Below are 19,303 nucleotides of genomic sequence, written 5' to 3' on the forward strand. Positions count from 1 at the left end.
GTGAATTAAGCAATGAACCGCAATGTTAAGGAATTGCAGCAGCGGATTGGCATCACATTTCGAAAATCAGAGCTGCTGAAGCAAGCTTTTACCCATTCTTCTTATGTGAATGAGCATCGTATTGCCGGACATAAAGATAACGAGCGTCTGGAATTTTTAGGAGATGCCGTATTAGAATTAACCGTTTCGGAATTTTTATATGATTCTTATCCCGGGCGTTCGGAGGGCGAGTTGACGAAGCTGCGAGCATCGATTGTTTGTGAGCCGTCTCTCGTTACGTTTGCTGAAGATTTGGATTTTGGCGCATTCGTATTACTTGGTAAAGGCGAAGAGTTGACCGGCGGACGTAACCGCCCGGCTCTTCTTGCCGACGTTTTTGAATCCTTCATTGGTGCTTTATATTTGGATCAAGGCATAGATGTTGTAAAAAGTTTTTTGAAGAAATATGTATTTGCAAATATCTCCAGTGAAGGTAAGTTGCTCGTTATTGATTACAAGACTCAGCTGCAAGAGCATACTCAGCATCATGGAATGGGTTCTCTGGAATACCGGATCGTGAATGAGCGGGGACCTGCGCATGAGCGTGAGTTTGTAGCTGAAGTACACATGGATGCCGACCTTCTAGGAACCGGAGCGGGACGTTCCAAGAAAGAAGCTGAGCAGCAGGCTGCTGCGCAAGCTTTGTTGAAATTGAATGTGACCGTTCAGCGGTAAGTCATATAGCATAAAGAGGCAGCTGCGGCTGCCTTTTTTGTTTTTTTCTCTTATTTTTAGAAGGGATATGTTACAATAATTTCTGAGGTGAGACCATGTTTTTAAAACGGATTGAATTATCCGGGTTTAAGTCTTTCGCTGATCGGACGGAGCTGGAATTTGTGCGCGGTATCACCGCGGTTGTAGGTCCGAATGGGAGCGGAAAAAGTAATATTTCCGATGGTATCCGATGGGTACTGGGGGAACAAAGCGCGAAGTCTTTGCGTGGCGGTAAAATGGAGGATGTTATTTTTGCGGGTAGTGATGCGCGCCGGGCGGTCAATTATGGCGAAGTATCACTGACATTGGATAACACTTCACAATCGCTTCCGCTCGATTTCAATGAAGTAACGGTTACTCGCCGAGTACATAGGAGTGGAGAGAGCGAATATTTAATCAATAAGCAGCCCTGCCGCCTAAAAGATATAACGGAATTGTTCATGGATACGGGAATCGGGAAAGAAGCCTATTCCATTATTGGACAAGGACGTATTGAAGAAATTCTTAGTACGAAATCAGAGGATCGTCGTGGTATTTTTGAAGAAGCCTCGGGGATAGTTAAATATAAATCGCGTAAAAAGGAAGCAGAGAAGAAGCTAAGTGACACCGAGCAAAATCTGCTCAGGATCCATGATTTGGTTTCAGAATTAGAGGATCAAATTGAACCGCTCCGGGAGCAATCGGAGAAGGCGATTCGCTACAAGGAGCTGCGTGAAACACTCAAAAGCAGTGAGATTGCCATGTATGTTCACCAGATTGATCAAATCTATTTATCGTGGAATGAAGCTTCGCAGAAGCTGGAGAAGCTCGTGAAGGAGCAGACAGAGCTTTCAACCATTGTGAATCAGCATGATGCGCATTTGGAGAAGCATCGGTGGGAAACCCGCAGGCTGGAAGAGGAGCTGGAGAAGCTTCAAGAAAGTTTGCTTGTTCTGAGCGAGGAATTCGAGAAATGCGAGGGTCACGGTGAAGTACTCAAAGAGCGCAAGAAAAATTACGCTGCCAATTACCAACAGCTTAGCAGCACAATTGCCTTGCAGGAACAGCGCAAAATAGACAAGGAAGCTGAGATTAGCGAACAGCGTGAGAAAATCATTCAAATCGGCGCGCAGCTCTTTGAATTTCAAGCCAAGCTGACGGCCGAAGAACAACGGTTGCTTGGGGTTAATGGTGGAATTAGCTCTTCGCCGGAAGATCAATTGAAAGGTGAACTCTTAGAGACGCTAAACCGGATGGCACAAGCCCGGAACGAAATTCGTTATGCGGAGCAGCAGAGGGAAAGTATCGGGCGCAGGCTGGAAAGGCTTGATGATGAGCGGCAGAAATGGGCCGAGCAGCGCGAGAAAATCACTGTCCGCAAGCAAGAATTAACGTTAAAACTGGAAACAACGGTTAAGGAAATCGAAGACACCAGACAGCAGTATGTCCAGCTGACGCAAAGTTTGAAAAATAAGCAGGGCTTGCTTGATGATGCCTTGGGCATGGTCCGCAAATGGGAACAGAAGTTGGATGCTCTTACATCACGCCGCGACACCATGAAGGAAATGGCCAACGATTACGACGGCTTTATGCAAGGTGTTAAAGAGGTGCTTAAAGCGAAAAGCCGCAAGGATTTGCGGGGAATTCGCGGTGCTGTTGCGGAACTCGTGAAAGTGCCGGCCGATGTGGAGATCGCGATTGAAACCGCTTTAGGCGGGGCTTTACAAAATATCGTCGTCGAAACCGAAGCGGATGGGCGAGAAGCGATCTCGTTCTTGAAGCGACGTCAAATGGGACGGGCAACGTTCTTGCCAATGAATGTTATCCGCGGGCGTTCAATTTCGGATAATGAGATCAGCTCTCTCAGATCGGCAAAAGGTTTTGTTGGTATCGCAGTAGATCTAGTATCGTTTGACTCTACTTATCAAAACATTTTTTCTAGTCTTCTAGGCAATGTGGTTGTAGCCCAAACGTTAGAAGATGCGAATCATATTGCTGCAAAAGCACAATATCGTTATCGGGTTGTGACCCTAGAAGGCGATGTGGTCAATCCCGGAGGATCGATGACGGGGGGGAGTTTGCAGAAGAAGTCGACAAATCTGCTAGGTCGTCAGCGTCAGATCGAAGAGCTGGATAATGAAATCAAACATTCGGAACAGCAGCTTAGTGGTTTGCGCGGTCAAACCAGCGTCATGAAGCGTGAAATTACGGATGAGATGATGGCTGTGGAGCAGCTTCGCCAATTAGGAGAGCAAAAGCGTATCGAAGAGCAGCAAATCCGAGCGGAATTAAATCCGTTGGAAGCGGAAAACCGCACGGTGGAGGAGCAGCTTTCCCTGGATAGCCAAGACAGGGGGGCATTGCTTGAAGAGCAAGCTGATCTTGGACGCAGGAAAACAGAGTCCGAAGCGGCGCTTGCGGAGCTGCAGGAAGAAGAAGCTTCCTTACAGCAAGCAATTCGTGATGCAGAAAATTCGCGAAAAGCCAGCGAATCCGAGAAAGAAGAGCTGCAAGGGCAGCTGACGGATCTTAAGGTTAAGGTGGCTTCCATTTCCCAAGAGAAGCAGTCTCTTCAGGATCAACAGCGGCGGTTGCAGCAGGATCTTAGCGAGTCCGATCGAGAGATGGAGATGAACCGCGGGCTTCTGCAGCAGCTGGAGCAGGATATGAGCGCACTTGAACAGGAAACGGTCCTTCAAGTAGAATTACTTAATGATCTCAAACTGAAGAAGCAGCAGTGCACAGAGAGTATTGATTTCAAACGTGCTGAGCGGACCGAATGGCTGCAGAAGCTTGAGCAGGAAGAGAATGAAACGCGTGCACAGCGCGTACAGTTAAAGCAGGTTGAAGAAAGCTTGCATCAAACCGAAGTGCGTGTAACTCGTCTGGATGTTGAACTGGAAAATTTGCTGAAAAAGCTTGGCGAAGAATACGAGCTTAGCTATGAGCTAGCCAAAGAACGTTATCCGGTTCCGGAAGATATCCAGGGTACGCAGAGCAAAGTGCGTGAGATCAAACGCGAAATTACTTCGCTTGGCGATGTCAATCTCGGCGCGATCGAGGAATATGCGAGGATCTCTGAGCGTTATGAGTTTTTGAGTGCGCAGAAAAATGATTTGATCGAAGCCAAAACTACGCTTTATCAGGTCATTCGCGAGATGGATCAGGAGATGTCCAAGCGCTTTAAGACGACTTTTGATGCCATTCGTTCGCATTTTGGCGTTGTTTTCTCCAAATTGTTCGGTGGAGGACGCGCAGATTTGATCCTGTCGGAGCCAGAAAATATGCTGGATACGGGAATTGAGATCGTCGCCCAGCCGCCAGGCAAAAAGCTGCAAAATCTTCAACTCTTATCAGGGGGAGAACGCGCGCTTACGGCAATTGCGCTGTTGTTCTCGATCATTCGGGTCAAGCCGGTTCCTTTCTGCGTATTGGATGAAGTAGAAGCTGCCTTGGACGAAGCAAACGTATCCCGTTTTGCGGAATATTTGCGCGAGTTCTCGGAAATGACGCAATTTATCGTCGTTACGCACCGCAAAGGGACGATGGAAGAGGCTGATGTGCTGTACGGTGTAACTATGCAAGAGGGCGGCGTTTCCAAGCTCGTTTCTGTTCGATTGGAAGATGAGGAAGCGGAAATGTCAGCTTCTTAAAGAGTTTTTATTTCGACAAATACGCTCGCCCCATTGGGACGAGAAGTTGTTTATTCTTGGGAGGAACTATGAGTTTTTTTAAACGGTTAAAAGAGAGCATTTCGAGCAAGGCCGAAGCGGTAACGAATAAGTTCAAAGAGGGACTAACCAAAACGAGAGATGTGTTCGTTGAGCGTGTCGATGACTTATTTAGCCGCCGTAAGAAGATTGATGAAGATTTCTATGAAGAGCTGGAAGAAATTCTGATTGGCGCAGACGTAGGTGTAAATACGGTTCTTAAGCTCATTGATCAGCTTCGTACTGAAGTGAAAAAACGCAAGATTGAAGATCCCGCAGAACTGCAGCCTATTCTTTCGGAAAAACTGATCGAACTGCTGAAAGGTGACGCGGATGCAGGTTTGAATTTAAATCCTAACGGTTTATCGATCATCTTGTTCGTAGGAGTCAATGGTGTAGGGAAGACGACAACGATTGGTAAAATGGCGCACATGTTTAAATCCCAAGGGAAAAAAGTGCTCATGGCTGCCGGTGATACGTTCCGTGCCGGAGCGATTGAACAGTTGGAGACTTGGGGGCAGCGTGTCGGCGTTGACGTCATTAAGCAGCAATCCGGAGCTGACCCTGCTGCGGTTATGTATGATGCTGTGCAAGCAGCCAAAACCCGCGGCGTGGATATTTTGCTCTGCGACACGGCAGGACGCCTGCAGAATAAAGTGAACCTGATGGAAGAGCTGAACAAAATTTACCGCGTTATCCAGCGTGAAGTACCGGATGCTCCTCATGAGGTCATTCTTGTGCTTGATGCGACAACAGGCCAAAATGCGCTGAGCCAGGCTAAGCTGTTCGGTGACAAAACCGGGCTGACCGGACTAGTGCTCTCCAAGCTTGACGGGACGGCCAAGGGTGGTATCGTGGTGGCGATCCGTCAGGAATTGTCGCTGCCTGTGAAGTTTGTCGGTCTCGGTGAAAAAATGGATGATCTTCAGCCATTCGATTCCGAGCAGTTCGTGCATGCTTTATTTGGCAAATGGATCGGCGAGCAAAAAGAAGAATAGTCGTAAAAAATTCTCCTCTGCCGGCAGTCGGTTAGAGGGGGTTTTTTTGTTTGCGAACTGACAAGGTAAAACGCTTGACATTCATCTTGGAATTCAGTATGATAGGTTCTGTTGTGCTGGTGTCAAGGGTGCAACCTTTACGGAGGTGGGTTCATGACTGTCGATCAAATGCTTGCGAAAACCAATCGCATTAATCTGTTATTTGATTTCTATGAACCACTTTTAACCGAGAAGCAGAGAACTTTCCTTCAATTGTATTTTCATGATGATTACTCTCTCGGAGAGATTGCTGAAAATTTCGAAATAAGCCGCCAAGCGGTGTATGAACATATAAAACGAGCAGAGTTAACTTTACAGGAATATGAAGCTAAACTGCATCTGTTACATAAGCATGAACAACGCATGAAGCTGCGCACAGAGCTGGATCACATGCTGGATGGTTGTGAACCTGAGCTAAAGAGGAAAACAGCGGAGCTTTTTGATACAATAATAGGGATCGATTAAAAAGTGTAAGCAGGAGGTGAAGCGCATGGCATTTGAAGGATTAGCAAACCGATTACAGAACGTATTCGGCAAGCTGAGAAGCAAAGGTAAGCTGACGGAAGAAGATGTAGGCGAAGCGCTTCGCGAGGTCAGACTCGCTCTGCTTGAAGCGGACGTTAACTTTAAAGTGGTGAAAGACTTTATTGCTAAGGTGAAGGAACAAGCTATCGGACAAGAAGTGCTGAAGTCCTTTACACCGGGCATGGTCGTTATCGATATTGTTAACAAAGAGCTCACGGCATTGATGGGTGGCACACAAAGCAAGCTGGCTCGATCCAATCGACCGCCGACTGTCATTATGATGGCAGGCTTGCAAGGGGCAGGTAAAACAACGACGTCAGGTAAACTGGCTAAGATGCTCCTTAAGCAGAACCATAGACCGCTGTTGGTTGCGTGTGACATTTATCGTCCTGCGGCAATCAAGCAGTTGGAAGTACTCGGCGATCAGTTAAAAGTTCCTGTATTTTCACTAGGAGATCAAGTAAATCCTGTTGAAATTGCAAAAGCTGGTCTGCAACACGCCAAAGATAATGGCAATGATTATGTGATCATTGATACTGCGGGTCGTCTGCATATTGATGAGCACTTGATGGATGAGCTGAAAAATGTTCGTTCCGTCGTTGATCCTGATGAAATCTTGCTAGTTGTTGATGCGATGACGGGTCAGGATGCTGTTAATGTCGCGGAGAGTTTCCATCAGCAGTTGGAACTGACAGGTGTCGTACTTACCAAGTTGGATGGCGATACCCGCGGTGGCGCAGCTTTATCTGTCAAGGCGGTTACAGGTTGCCCGATTAAATTCGTAGCAAGCGGCGAAAAGATGGACGCGTTAGAACCATTTTTCCCGGATCGTATGGCGTCAAGAATTCTTGGCATGGGCGATATGCTTACTTTGATTGAGAAAGCGCAAGCTGGTATCGATATGGACAAGGCGAAAGAAATGGAGCGCAAAATGCGCAACGCCGAATTCACTTTCGAGGATTTCCTTGATCAAATGGAGCAAGTGAAGAAGATGGGGCCGCTTGATCAGATCCTGGAGATGCTGCCAGGCGCGAACAAGATCAAAGGCATGAAAGATATGAAAGTCGACGACAAACAGATGGCGCGTGTTGAAGCGATTGTGAAGTCGATGACCAAGGAAGAGAAACGCAAGCCTGAACTGCTAAATGCAAACCGACGCAAGCGGATTGCACTAGGAAGCGGGAACTCGGTACAAGAGGTCAACCGTTTCATTAAGCAGTTCGATGATATGCGCAAAATGATGAAGCAATTTTCAGGCATGATGGGGCCGAAGGGCGCCAAAGGCATGAAGAAGTTAGGCAAGGGATTTAAATTTCCCTTTTAAATAATGTTTTTTATTCTAAGTAGGAGGTGATTTTTCATGGCAGTACGTATTCGTCTTAAACGTGTAGGCGCTCATAAAGCTCCTTTCTACCGTGTGGTGGTTTCGGATTCCCGTTCCCCGCGTGATGGTCGTTTTATCGAAGAAATCGGAACTTATAACCCGATTGCAGAACCAGCAGCTGTAAACCTTGATGAGGAAAAAGCGCTGAAATGGCTTCAAACTGGCGCTCAACCGTCCGATACAGTTCGCAGCCTGTTCTCCAAAGCAGGTTTGATGACTAAGTTTCACGAGCTGAAATTACAGAAGTAATCTGTTAACTTTCGGAGGGTGGGTTCATGAAGGATCTTATCACCGTTATTGCTAAGGCTCTTGTAGATCATCCGGAAGAAGTACGAGTCGCTGTCGTGGAGAAGGATGACAAAATTGAGTACAGGCTGTCTGTTCACCCCGACGATGTCGGTAAAGTGATCGGGAAGCAGGGCAAGATTGCGAAATCGCTCCGCACAGTCGTCACGTCAGCAGCAGTGAAAGAAACGAAGCGGGTAGCCGTTGAAATCGTTTCATAAGAAACCAGGTTAGGATTCAGTTCCTAACCTTTTTCTTATATGGTCTTGAAGGTAAATTATAGTGGAGGTTGGGCAAGCGCAAATGACCGAGAAACTCATAACTGTTGGTAAAATCGCAAATACCCACGGGATTCGTGGGGAATTGAAAATAGTGCCGGAAACGGATTTTCCAGAACGCTTTGACAAAGGAAATGAATTGATTATTGTTGACCCTCAAAATAAGCAAACGCCGGTGACGGTTCAAACCTCCCGCTTACATAAAAATGTTTTTATCGTCCAATTTGCGCAGTTCAGCAATATTAATGAGGTTGAGAAATTCAAAGGTTCATTGCTAAAAATCGAAGCTAAGAATCAACTGCCCTTGGAAGAGGGAGAATACTATTACCACGAAATTATTGGCTGTAAAGTCATAACGGAAGAAGGCCAAGAATTAGGGCTAGTTTCTGAGGTGTTGACGCCTGGCGCAAATGACGTTTGGGTTGTGGACTTGCCAAAAGGCAAACAGCTGCTGCTTCCTGTGATCGATGATGTGATCCTGGATGTGGATGTTGCTGCCAAAACAATCCGGATTCATTTGATGGAAGGACTAATGGAATGAGAATCGATGTTTTGACCTTGTTTCCGGAAATGTTTGACGGGGTATTTTCGTCGAGCATTTTGGGGAAAGCTCGTGACAAGGGAATTGTTAGTCTAAATACCGTGAATTTTCGTGAGTACTCCAATAACAAACACAATACGGTAGATGATTATCCCTACGGTGGCGGCGGTGGAATGGTCCTAAAGCCAGAGCCGATCTTTGCCGCAGTTGAAGCCTTGCCCAAACATCAAGAGGCAGAGGAAGTACCTGCTCAGCCGCGCGTTATTCTCATGTGTCCGCAGGGTAAGCCGTTTTCGCAGAAAATTGCTGAAGAGCTCTCAAGCGAAGAGCATCTTGTATTTATTTGCGGTCACTATGAGGGCTACGATGAACGCATTAGGCAGTATCTGGTGACCGATGAGCTGTCCATAGGTGATTATGTATTAACTGGCGGAGAATTGCCTGCTATGGTCGTTATAGACAGCGTAGTGAGGCTGTTGCCTGGTGTGCTGGGCAATGAGATGTCAGCGGTGACCGATTCGTTCTCCACAGGCCTGCTGGAGTACCCGCACTATACAAGGCCGGCGAAGTTCAGAGAGTGGGAAGTACCCGAAATGCTTTTATCAGGACATCATGAGAACGTAAAGCGTTGGCGCCGTAAGGAATCCATCCTTCGCACTCTTGAGCGCCGTCCTGATTTGCTTGAAGGTAGAGAGCTGACGAAAGAAGAAAAGGTTTGGATCATGGAATGGAAAGAGAAAAACAAATGAAGTAGCCCCCAAAAACTTCTCTATTGAATTTCTTTTCTGTCTATGATAATATATATTCTGTTGTGAATTTTTCAACAGTTCGAGTCTGGTGGTCCTCTACGCATAACAGCTAAGACATACTATGTAGATAAGCGGAATGAACACCTGTGTGGAAGGAGGGAGTCAACTATGAATCTTATTCAAGAGATTACGAAAGAGCAACTCCGTACGGATATTCCTAATTTCCGTCCAGGAGACACACTTAAAGTACACGTAAAAGTTATCGAGGGTACACGTGAGCGTATTCAGCTGTTCGAAGGTGTTGTTATTAAACGCCACGGCGGTGGAATCAGCGAAACGTTTACAGTTCGTAAAATTTCTTACGGTGTGGGTGTGGAAAGAACTTTCCCATTCCATTCTCCGAAGATTGAGAAGATTGAAGTGGCTCGCCGTGGTAAAGTTCGTCGTGCGAAACTTTATTATCTGCGTGGTCTTCGTGGTAAAGCAGCAAGAATCAAAGAAATTCGATAAGAAAACGGGGGGCTTGTTTAGGCAAGTCTCCTTTTCATTTTTACAGGGCAAACTATATACATAAAACCAAAACTGGAAAAGAGGCAATCAGTGATGGAACAGAATGAGCAAGATCAGCCTAGAGTAAGCTCAGTTACGACTGCGGAAGCTGTAGCAGCAAAACCTGTAAAAACAGCAAAAAGCGAAACTTGGGAATGGATTAAAGCATTGGTAATCGCGGGAGTGCTCGTTATTATTATTCGCTGGTTCCTGTTCTCACCTTTCATCGTCGATGGTGATTCCATGCGTCCGAATTTTTCTACCGGCGAGCGACTCATTGTCAATAAAATTGTCTATGATATTCGCGCACCGAAACGGGGAGAAGTGATCGTTTTCCATGCGCCGGAGGGGAAAGATTACATTAAGCGTGTAATTGCACTCCCAGGCGAAACCGTTAAAGTAACAGGCGATAAAGTGTTTATTAATGGCCAAGAAATCGATCAGCCATTCATTAAGGAAGCTATCGAACAAGCAAATAAAGAAGGACATGCTTATAACACATTGTCAGATTTCCCGGAAACAAAAGTGCCGGATGGGGAGCTGTTTGCAATGGGGGATAATCGTCCGAACTCGAAAGATAGCCGTGCTAAAAGTGTGGGCTTCGTTCCATTCGAAAAAATCGTTGGACGTGCGGAAGTTATTTTCTGGCCGCTGAACAAAATTAGTTTTATACATTTTTGAGGTGAAATAGAATGACCATTCAATGGTTTCCCGGTCACATGACCAAAGCTCGAAGGCAGATTGAAGATAAGCTAAAGCTGATTGATGTCGTCATTGAGCTCTTGGATGCCCGCGTACCGCTCTCCAGCCGGAACCCGATGGTGGATGAAATTTTGAAGGGCAAACCCCGTTTGGTCCTTTTGAATAAAAACGATTTGGCGGATCCCCAGGTGACAGCGCAGTGGGTGAAATATTTTGCAGAACAAGGACTGCCTGCTTTGCCAATTGATGCAGCCACTGGAACGGCGACCAAAGAAATTTTACCCCGTGTGAAACAGCTGTGGGCACATAAGATTGAACGTCAACTTAGCAAAGGGATTAATCCTCGTGCTGTAAGGGCGCTCATTGTCGGCATTCCGAACGTTGGGAAATCAACGCTTATCAATCAGTTGGCGGGTAAAAAAATCGCAGCAACCGGCGATAAACCGGGTGTTACCAAAGGGCAACAGTGGATTAAAGTCGGAACGGAAATGGACTTGCTGGATACGCCGGGTATTTTATGGCCGAAATTCGAGGATCAATTGGTTGGTCAGCGTCTTGCAGCGACTGGTGCGATTAAAGAAGAATTGCTGCACTTAGATGAAATTGCGCTTTTTGTTGTTCGCTATATGGTTGAACATTATGGTGCAGCTCTTCAAGAGCGATTCGGAGTAACCGACCTTCCGGAGGATATGGAGAATGTGCACGAAGTGGTTAAGGTGATGGAGGCAATCGGTCGGAAGCGCGGAGCCATTGTGAGCGGTGGTAAAGTGGATTTGGATAAAGCTTCCTTAATTATCATCCGTGATCTTCGAGCAGGTAAAATGGGGCGTATCTCCTTGGAAAAGCCTCAGTAATACAGGAAACATAAGTAGCCACTTTCGGACCGAGCTGTTAAGGCGGGTCGGAAGTGGCTTTTTTGTTGAAAAAAATGGGTATAGCTTGGCGAAGCGGCAATCCCTTATAATGATGAGATGGAAAGGGGCGAAAGCCATTGCTGGAGTATGAAAAAGAAGTATGGGAGCAAGGATTCAGCCTTGTTGCCGGGATTGATGAGGTAGGAAGAGGATGTTTATTCGGAGATGTCGTTGCGGCAGCTGTCATTCTTCCACAAGGGTATGTGTTGGAAGGGGTAAATGACTCCAAGAAACTCTCCGAGAAAAAACGGGATGCCCTCTATGAACAAATTATGAGTGAAGCTCTAGCTGTAGGAGTTGGCATTGTTGATGTAGATAAAATAGAAGCGATGAATATTAAACAAGCAGCTAGATTAGCCATGAAGCAGGCTGTCGAGCAGTTAAGCCAAGTTCCAGATTATCTACTTGTGGACGCAGAGAAGGTAGATTTGGAAATTCCACAAACGGCTATTATACATGGAGATGCATTAAGTCAATCCATTGCAGCAGCATCGATTATCGCCAAGGTGACGAGAGATCGAATGTGCGCTGATTGGGATGAACAATATCCCGAATACGGACTCGCGGTACATAAGGGTTATGCTACAAAGCACCATAGAGAGATGCTATTGCGCTATGGTCCGACGGCGCTCCACCGTAAATTATTTATACGCAAAGTGATGGCGCAGCTGGAAGAGAAAGAAACGCAGCCGCAGTCTGAACAATTTGAACTGGACTTTATCTGACTTCATCTTATTCAGAAATGGCGAGAAGCAGCCGATAATATAGATAAGCAATAGAAAGACTTGAGGTGAACGGGATGAACATAAGTGGATTAATTCGCAGCTTGGTGGGTGATTTAACCGCTTCGGATAGCAAGGTGCTTGAACTAAAAGTAGGACAAGTAGTGAAAGGTGTCGTTCTTCAACTGCTTAGCGATCAAGAAGCATTACTTAATATAGGTGGCGTACAAGTCAGAGCCAAACTGGAAACTCCTCTTAAGCAAGGAGATGTGACTTACCTGCAGGTTCAACCGGAATCAAGCGGCGGACAAATTATGATGAAGCCGTTGACAGCATCGGATGTACAGATTACAGAAGATTCTCTCGGTGATCTCCTTAAAGCCTTCTCGGTTAAGGATACGGCAGGCAATCGGCAAATGGTTCAGCTGATGCAGCAGGAAGGCGTTCCTGTATCCAAGGAAACGGTAAAAGCTTTTGAAACTTTGATGAGTAACCTACCTGAGGGTGTGAATAAGGAAGAATGGGCGCAAGCTGCTGTACTAGCCCACAAAAAGGGTTTGCCCCTTACACAAGAAACAGTTGGGGCCTTAAGACAGGTTACTTCTGGCCCTCCAGTAGGGAGGGTGCTGGAGCAGGTGGAGCAGCAGGCTGCGAAATTGCTTGAGCAGGAGCCGGAGCATCCCGCAGCTGACACTGCGAAGCAGGTCGTCGCGCTGCTTAGAGAGCTGCGGGCTTCCGCCGCAGCTGCGTGGCCCGCGCGGCCGCCGGAGGCACCGGCCGCGGCCGCGGCTCCGCCAGCTGCTGCGCAGGCTGGCGCCAGCGGCACGGCGGCTCCCGCAGAGCCGCCGCCGCGTGTCGGCAGCGCGCCTGCGGCCGCTGCCGTAACAGCCCCGCCCGCCGCAACGGCGCAGCCGGCGGCGGAACCGCAGGCCGCCCGCACCGCGAGGGCGGCCATGCAGGAGGCACAGGCGCGAAGCGCTGTGCCTGCGCCTGAAGGCGAACCGCCGGTGGCGGGTTCGCCTGTGCAAGAGCCGCCTGCGAAGCAGAAGGCGGCGGAATCGCAAGAGGCGCGCAGCAGTGCGCCTCCGGAGCCCGAGGCTGATCCAGAGCCTAACTGGATCAGCAGGATGCTCAAAGCCGTCGGCGTGGAGCATGAGGCTCATCTGGCAGCGAAGCTGGAGGAGCGCGGAGAGGTCATGCAGCGCGGCCGGCTCCCTAAGGACGATCAGCTGCCAAACCTGATCGCCATGACTTCTCAGCAGGACGATACGGCCAAGCCTGCAGCTGCTGAGACACTGAAGAGCTTGCTATTGCAGCTCACGGCTTCGGATGATACGCCAGCGCCGCTCAGAGAGGCGGCGCAGCAAGCAGTCGGGCAAATCACGGGTCAACAACTGATGTTGACTGGTGACAAAACCGCCATGTTTGCGCATATGACCTTATTTGTTCCATTTATGGATGGAACAGGTCAGCAATCTGCAGCCGTTCATATTCAATCCCGCAAAGGCAAACGCGGTGAAGTAGATGCAAGCAACTGTCGCTTGTTATTCGATCTACAAATGAAAGTCATGGGGAATACCTTAGTGGACGTACAAGTTGTTAATAAGATCGTCTCATTGACGATCCATAATGATCATCCAGCCTTAGCTCCTATGATGGAGGAGTCCAAGGAAGAAATAACATCGGCGATGAACAAAGCGGGGTATCAGTTCATTTCGTTGAAATGTTCCCCCTATCCACAGCCTGCAAGCAACGAGGATGAGGGGAAAGTGAAGGGTGTTACAGATGGTCGAGCAGACCTTCGCTCGCTCTACCTCCCCAAAACGTACAAGGGGGTGGATTTTCGGGCATGACCAGGCAAAAGAATCCAGCGGGAACACCAGAACCTACGCCGATCAAGAAAGCCGTAGCGCTTCGCTACTCCCCTGAAGCGCAGAAGGCTCCAACCCTGATTGCCAAAGGTAAAGGTCATGTGGCGGAAGCTATCTTACAAAAAGCCAAGGATAACGGTATTCCTGTTCAAGAAGATTCCTCATTAGTTGAAGTATTATCCAAGCTGGACCTGGATCAGGAAATTCCTCCTGAGCTCTATCAGTTGGTGGCTGAAGTGCTAAGCTTTATCTATCGATCGGATAACCGAATGCGAACCCAGAGGGACAGATAATGAAGGAACAAGGGAAAGATAACAGGAAGCAGCTTGGCAAGCTTGGCGAAGATGCGGCGGAGGCATTTTTGAGCAGCAAGGATTATCGGATCCTGGAGCGGAACTGGCGCTGTCGTACGGGAGAATTGGATATCATTGCAGAGCAAGCAGGTACGATTGTGTTTATTGAGGTCAGAACACGACGTTCTACCGGCCGCTTTGGAACTGCCAAAGAATCCGTTGATACCCGTAAGCAAATGAAAGTGAAAGAAACGGCGCAATTTTACTTGCACCGCTTCCAAAAATATGAGAATTCCGTTCGCTTTGATGTCATTGCCGTCGAAATATCCTTGGACGGAGCAACGACTCAAATTGAACATATTCAAGGAGCCTTTTGAGCCTGATTCGCAGATAAGACGAACGGGCTCAAAAGGCTCTTATTTGTGTCATCCTTCTTGCTCTTTTTGCTGCTTATCGAGATTCCGGTATTGAATGGCCTCAGCCAAGTGATGGGACAGAATACGATCACTCTCCTCTAAGTCTGCAATCGTTAAAGCTAAGCGAAGAATGCGGTCATGGGCTCTAGCGCTTAGTCCAAGAGCCTCAAAGGATGCGCTCAGCAGCTGCTCTCCCTCAGCTGTCAGATGGCAAATTTGTCTCATCCGAGTTCCGCTTAATTCATTATTATGCTGAATGCCAGTGCCTGCATAGCGCTCTTGCTGTCGCTGGTGGGCAATTAATACTCTCGCCAACATTTCCGTGGATGATAAAGGATTATTGATTGTGTGCTCCTTCAGCTGAGCATAACTCGGTTTAGGCACCTCCACATGGAGATCGATGCGATCCAGGAGAGGGCCGGATATTTTGGAACGGTATTGAAAGATTTTTGCGTGCGAGCAAATACAGGCATTTGCTTCATTTTCTGCTCCGTAATAACCGCAGGGGCAAGGATTCATAGCAGCAGCTAATATAAATTGCGAAGGAAATGTATACACGGCTCGTGCTCTAGCTATTGTAACAGAGCGCTCTTCCAGTGGTTGTCTAAGAACTTCCAGTGCATTTCGTGTAAACTCCGGCAGCTCGTCCAGAAACAGAATTCCACGGTGAGCTAAACTGACTTCGCCTGGTTTCGGTATCGTTCCACCTCCAACCAGCCCTGCGGCCGATATGGTGTGGTGTGGAGCTCGAAATGATCGACTGCGCATTAGCGAGGAGCGATCTATGAGCTTGCCTGAGGCGCTGTAAATTTTGGTGACTTCCAGTGCTTCATGATCCGACATGGGGGGTAAAATGGAAGGCATGCGCTTTACCAACATCGTTTTTCCGGTTCCAGGAGGGCCGATTAATAGGATATTATGCATGCCTGCAGCAGCTATCATCATTGCTCGTTTGACTTGGTGCTGCCCGTTGACATCGGCGTAATCTTCGACATCATGATGGGTTATTGAGGAAATTCTCGAAAATCCATTCTGAATGCTCGTATTACTATTAAATAAATACTCTTGATGAGATTGCCGATTCCAATTTCTAAAATCTGAGAGATTTATTATTCCACAAACATCCATGCCGTCAATTAGTGCAGCTTCAGAAGCATTGGAGAGAGGGACGCAGACTCGGTTGATGCCTAGCTTTTTTGCTGCATGCGTCATGGATAACACGCCCGGAACAGGCCGGAGTGAGCCATCCAAGGCTAATTCGCCTAAAAATAAGGTCTTGTGTAAAAATTCACTGCTGACCTGACCTGTCGTTAGTAAAATAGCAACTGCAATAGCCAAATCGAAAGAGGAGCCCTCTTTGCGCAAGTCTGCTGGCGCTAGATTCACCGTGATTCGATCCATCGGGAACGTGAATCCGCAATTTTTGATAGACGTACGAACTCTTTCCACAGATTCACGGATGGCGGAATCCGGAAGTCCCACTAAGTTCATCTGAGGTAACCCACTGGAGATATCAACCTCTACCTCGATTGTTTTTCCTTCAATCCCTTGCAAACAAGCACTCCAAACTTTGCCGTACATACAATAAACACCTTCCTCTCCTTAGTAGAGCAGCAGGTTAACTACTGTTCATGAGGATAAAAGGTGCTTCCTTATTGATCCGTTTAATTTCCTCTATTGTATATAAAATGGAAAAATTACGCAATCCATAAATGCTTTTAAAGCGTTTTAAATAATGTCTATATGCACATACTGGAAGATGAGGTGATGATATGCAGGAGAAGCCATATTTTTGTCCAAACTGCCGTTCTAATCGTATTAAATTCAGTGTAATTACCAGCTATGCGCAGCCGTTTCTGAAAGATGCTCTATCCGGTAACATAACGGAATTCAATGATCCTGATGCGATTCCTGAGGAAGAACCGATGATTCAATGTCTTGTTTGCAGCTTTACCGGTAATGAGATGAGATTTATCAAACAAGCGGAGCGCGAACCGCGAATGAATACTCCGATAACGCCCCATTATTGACAAATAAAGAGGTAGACGTATTTTTCAAGTTTTGAGAAATACGTCTTTTTTATGAACATTTTTGTCATTTAAACACAGATGTGGGCGCTTGATGGTCGCAAGTGATAGCTAAAGTTTTTCAGAGTGAAAGGAAAATTTGAATGGATTAACGAAAAAAATAAGGAAACTGTCGAAAATTAGTGATACAATGGTTAGGGCTTGTGAAGAAGTGTGATACTAATTCCGGCAGCAAGATTTATTTCGTGCACAACAAACATAGGAAATTACACTTTTTCCCCTGTATAGCACGTATAGAAAGTCCATACTGATAGGAGGATTTTAGGAAATGAATATCCATGAGTACCAAGGCAAAGAAGTCCTGAGACAGTACGGAGTCAGCGTTCCTAACGGGAAAGTTGCTTTCACCGTAGATGAAGCTGTTGCAGCTGCAAAAGAACTCGGAACATCCGTCGTCGTAGTTAAGGCGCAAATTCATGCCGGAGGTCGCGGTAAAGCAGGCGGCGTTAAGGTAGCTAAAAACCTCGACGAAGTTCGTACATATGCTAGCGAAATTCTTGGCAAAGTGCTTGTCACTCACCAAACAGGTCCTGAAGGTAAAGAAGTTAAACGCCTTTTGATCGAAGAAGGTTGTGACATTAAAAAAGAATATTATGTTGGTGTTGTTGTTGACCGTGCGACAGGTAGCGTCGTTTTGATGGCTTCTGAAGAAGGCGGAACGGAAATTGAGGAGGTTGCTGAGCATTCTCCTGAGAAAATTTTCAAAGAAGTTGTAGATCCTGCGATCGGTCTTCAAGCTTTCCAAGCTCGTAGACTTGCATACTCCATCAACATTCCTAACGAACTGGTTAACAAAGCAGTTAAATTCATGCTTGCGCTTTACAAAGCGTTCGTAGAAAAAGATTGCTCCATCGCTGAAATCAACCCATTGGTTGTTACGGGTTCCGGCGACGTTATGGCTCTTGACGCTAAATTGAACTTCGATTCTAACGCTCTTTTCCGTCACAAAGATATCGTTGATCTTCGTGACCTTGAAGAGGAAGATGCGAAAGAAATTCAAGCTTCCAAATATGATTTGAGCTACATTGCTCTTGACGGTAATATCGGTTGTATGGTTAACGGCGCAGGACTTGCGATGGCTACTATGGACATCATCAAGCACTACGGCGGAGACCCTGCTAACTTCCTTGACGTAGGGGGCGGTGCTACGAAAGAGAAAGTTACAGAAGCATTCAAAATCATCTTGTCCGATGAGCAAGTTAAAGGGATTTTCGTTAACATCTTCGGCGGTATCATGCGTTGTGACGTAATCGCTGACGGCGTTGTTGCTGCTGCTAGAGAACTTGGTCTTTCCCGTCCGCTTGTTGTTCGTCTTGAAGGAACAAACGTGGAACTTGGTAAAAAGATTCTTAACGAATCCGGCCTGAACATTGTTGCCGCTGACTCCATGGCAGACGGCGCTCAAAAAATCGTTGCACTTGTGAAATAAATTAAACCCGTGCGGTTTTAAATAATATAGGGGATGTGAACAAAAGATCATGAGTATTTTGGTCAATAAACATACAAAAGTCATTACTCAAGGGATTACCGGCGCTACGGGTTTGTTTCATACCAAAGGCGGTCTTGAATACGGCACACAAATGGTTGGTGGCGTAACCCCAGGTAAAGGCGGAACAAAAGTAGACATCACACTGGAAAACGGTGAGCTTGTTCAACTTCCGGTTTTTAACACAGTAATCGAAGCTAAAAATGCAACTGGTGCAACAGCATCCGTTATTTATGTACCACCTGCTTTTGCAGCAGAATCCATTATCGAAGCGGTTGACGCTGATCTTGATCTCGTTATCTGTATCACAGAAGGTATTCCTGTTCTTGACATGGTTAACGTGAAACGTTACATGGAAGGCAAGAGAACCGTTCTAATTGGACCAAACTGCCCAGGCGTTATCACGCCAGGCGAGTGCAAAATCGGTATCATGCCTGGTTATATCCACACGCCAGGTCACGTAGGTGTTGTTTCCCGTTCCGGAACACTAACTTACGAAGCGGTTCACCAATTGACAACTCGCGGTATTGGACAATCTTCCGCTGTTGGTATCGGTGGAGACCCTGTTAAAGGTTCCGAGTTTATCGATATCCTCAAACGTTTCAATGAAGATCCTGACACTTATGCTGTTATCATGATCGGTGAGATCGGTGGAACAGCAGAAGAAGAAGCGGCTGAGTGGGTTGCTGCCAACATGACGAAACCGGTAGTCGGTTTCATCGGTGGTAAAACTGCGCCTCCAGGAAAACGTATGGGCCATGCCGGTGCGATTATTTCCGGCGGTAAAGGTACGGCAGCTGAGAAAGTTGCAACAATGGAAAGATGCGGAATCCGCGTAGCGGCTACGCCATCTGAAATGGGTTCAACGCTAGTTAGCGTGCTTGAAGAAAAAGGAATGCTTGACAAAGTTATCACAAAAAAATAGCCTCGTTTTTTTGAAGGTAAGCAACCTTCCATCTCCCTTAAACAGGGATTTGGAAGGTTTTTTGTTTTTCTAGCTTTGCAAAGATTTGTCATTCGAG

At 46.9% G+C, this 19,303-nt stretch carries 20 protein-coding genes; 19 read left to right on the forward strand and 1 reads right to left on the reverse strand.

What is annotated here, in order from left to right:
• The first annotated feature begins 12 nt into the window (after positions 1-12).
• The 16 genes from rnc (at position 13) to ACUN27_RS15335 (ending at position 14,669) form a co-directional block, all read left to right on the forward strand.
• Positions 13-714 (forward strand): ribonuclease III, encoded by a 702-nt coding sequence (gene rnc, locus ACUN27_RS15260; RefSeq protein ID WP_315951136.1) that lies wholly within the window; start codon positions 13-15, stop codon positions 712-714.
• A 95-nt stretch (positions 715-809) separates the two neighbouring features.
• The gene (gene smc, locus ACUN27_RS15265) at positions 810-4,385 is read left to right on the forward strand and encodes a chromosome segregation protein SMC (protein ID WP_326062770.1); all 3,576 of its coding nucleotides are present in this window, start codon (positions 810-812) and stop codon (positions 4,383-4,385) included.
• Between the two features lie 68 nt (positions 4,386-4,453).
• The gene (ftsY, locus tag ACUN27_RS15270) at positions 4,454-5,440 is read left to right on the forward strand and encodes a signal recognition particle-docking protein FtsY (RefSeq protein ID WP_315951132.1); all 987 of its coding nucleotides are present in this window, start codon (positions 4,454-4,456) and stop codon (positions 5,438-5,440) included.
• Between the two features lie 153 nt (positions 5,441-5,593).
• Positions 5,594-5,944: a putative DNA-binding protein gene (locus ACUN27_RS15275; protein WP_127458429.1), complete on the forward strand. Its 351-nt coding sequence runs from the start codon at positions 5,594-5,596 to the stop codon at positions 5,942-5,944.
• Positions 5,945-5,969: 25 nt separating this feature from the next.
• Positions 5,970-7,328, forward strand: a complete 1,359-nt coding sequence (gene ffh / locus ACUN27_RS15280; protein ID WP_315951129.1) for a signal recognition particle protein — start codon at positions 5,970-5,972, stop codon at positions 7,326-7,328.
• A gap of 36 nt (positions 7,329-7,364) precedes the next feature.
• A complete protein-coding gene (gene rpsP / locus ACUN27_RS15285; protein WP_127458431.1) occupies positions 7,365-7,637 on the forward strand; it encodes a 30S ribosomal protein S16 in 273 nt (90 codons plus the stop codon).
• Positions 7,638-7,663: 26 nt separating this feature from the next.
• A complete protein-coding gene (locus tag ACUN27_RS15290; RefSeq protein ID WP_047672782.1) occupies positions 7,664-7,894 on the forward strand; it encodes a KH domain-containing protein in 231 nt (76 codons plus the stop codon).
• Between the two features lie 82 nt (positions 7,895-7,976).
• Positions 7,977-8,492, forward strand: coding sequence for a ribosome maturation factor RimM (gene rimM / locus ACUN27_RS15295; RefSeq protein WP_326062771.1), 516 nt, complete (start codon positions 7,977-7,979; stop codon positions 8,490-8,492).
• On the forward strand, positions 8,489-9,241 hold the full coding sequence (trmD, locus tag ACUN27_RS15300) for a tRNA (guanosine(37)-N1)-methyltransferase TrmD (protein WP_326062772.1): 753 nt from the start codon (positions 8,489-8,491) through the stop codon (positions 9,239-9,241). The genes rimM and trmD overlap by 4 nt, the downstream gene beginning before the upstream one ends.
• Positions 9,242-9,409: 168 nt before the next feature.
• Positions 9,410-9,751: a 50S ribosomal protein L19 gene (gene rplS, locus ACUN27_RS15305; protein WP_127458434.1), complete on the forward strand. Its 342-nt coding sequence runs from the start codon at positions 9,410-9,412 to the stop codon at positions 9,749-9,751.
• 93 nt (positions 9,752-9,844) lie between these two features.
• A complete protein-coding gene (gene lepB / locus ACUN27_RS15310; protein WP_379171888.1) occupies positions 9,845-10,471 on the forward strand; it encodes a signal peptidase I in 627 nt (208 codons plus the stop codon).
• Between the two features lie 11 nt (positions 10,472-10,482).
• Positions 10,483-11,346, forward strand: a complete 864-nt coding sequence (ylqF, locus tag ACUN27_RS15315; RefSeq protein ID WP_315951122.1) for a ribosome biogenesis GTPase YlqF — start codon at positions 10,483-10,485, stop codon at positions 11,344-11,346.
• A 137-nt stretch (positions 11,347-11,483) separates the two neighbouring features.
• On the forward strand, positions 11,484-12,131 hold the full coding sequence (locus ACUN27_RS15320) for a ribonuclease HII (RefSeq protein WP_445559157.1): 648 nt from the start codon (positions 11,484-11,486) through the stop codon (positions 12,129-12,131).
• 74 nt (positions 12,132-12,205) lie between these two features.
• Positions 12,206-13,981: a hypothetical protein gene (locus ACUN27_RS15325; protein ID WP_445559158.1), complete on the forward strand. Its 1,776-nt coding sequence runs from the start codon at positions 12,206-12,208 to the stop codon at positions 13,979-13,981.
• Complete coding sequence (locus tag ACUN27_RS15330; protein WP_315951117.1) at positions 13,978-14,292, forward strand: EscU/YscU/HrcU family type III secretion system export apparatus switch protein; 315 nt, start codon at positions 13,978-13,980, stop codon at positions 14,290-14,292. Before ACUN27_RS15325 ends, ACUN27_RS15330 begins: the two co-directional genes overlap by 4 nt.
• Complete coding sequence (locus ACUN27_RS15335; protein WP_326063927.1) at positions 14,292-14,669, forward strand: YraN family protein; 378 nt, start codon at positions 14,292-14,294, stop codon at positions 14,667-14,669. Before ACUN27_RS15330 ends, ACUN27_RS15335 begins: the two co-directional genes overlap by 1 nt.
• A gap of 48 nt (positions 14,670-14,717) precedes the next feature.
• Here the strand turns inward: ACUN27_RS15335 and ACUN27_RS15340 are convergent, their stop codons facing one another.
• Positions 14,718-16,289 (reverse strand): YifB family Mg chelatase-like AAA ATPase, encoded by a 1,572-nt coding sequence (locus ACUN27_RS15340; RefSeq protein ID WP_326063928.1) that lies wholly within the window; start codon positions 16,287-16,289, stop codon positions 14,718-14,720.
• Between the two features lie 191 nt (positions 16,290-16,480).
• Here ACUN27_RS15340 and ACUN27_RS15345 point away from each other — a divergent pair, with 191 nt between their 5' ends.
• From ACUN27_RS15345 to sucD, 3 genes are all read left to right on the forward strand, one after another.
• The gene (locus ACUN27_RS15345; RefSeq protein ID WP_326063929.1) at positions 16,481-16,738 is read left to right on the forward strand and encodes a hypothetical protein; all 258 of its coding nucleotides are present in this window, start codon (positions 16,481-16,483) and stop codon (positions 16,736-16,738) included.
• 325 nt (positions 16,739-17,063) lie between these two features.
• A complete protein-coding gene (gene sucC / locus ACUN27_RS15350) occupies positions 17,064-18,224 on the forward strand; it encodes an ADP-forming succinate--CoA ligase subunit beta (RefSeq protein ID WP_315951113.1) in 1,161 nt (386 codons plus the stop codon).
• Positions 18,225-18,273: 49 nt separating this feature from the next.
• Positions 18,274-19,206: a succinate--CoA ligase subunit alpha gene (gene sucD / locus ACUN27_RS15355; protein WP_127451108.1), complete on the forward strand. Its 933-nt coding sequence runs from the start codon at positions 18,274-18,276 to the stop codon at positions 19,204-19,206.
• Positions 19,207-19,303: the final 97 nt, after the last annotated feature.

The organism is Paenibacillus sp. WC2504 (assembly GCF_052682475.1).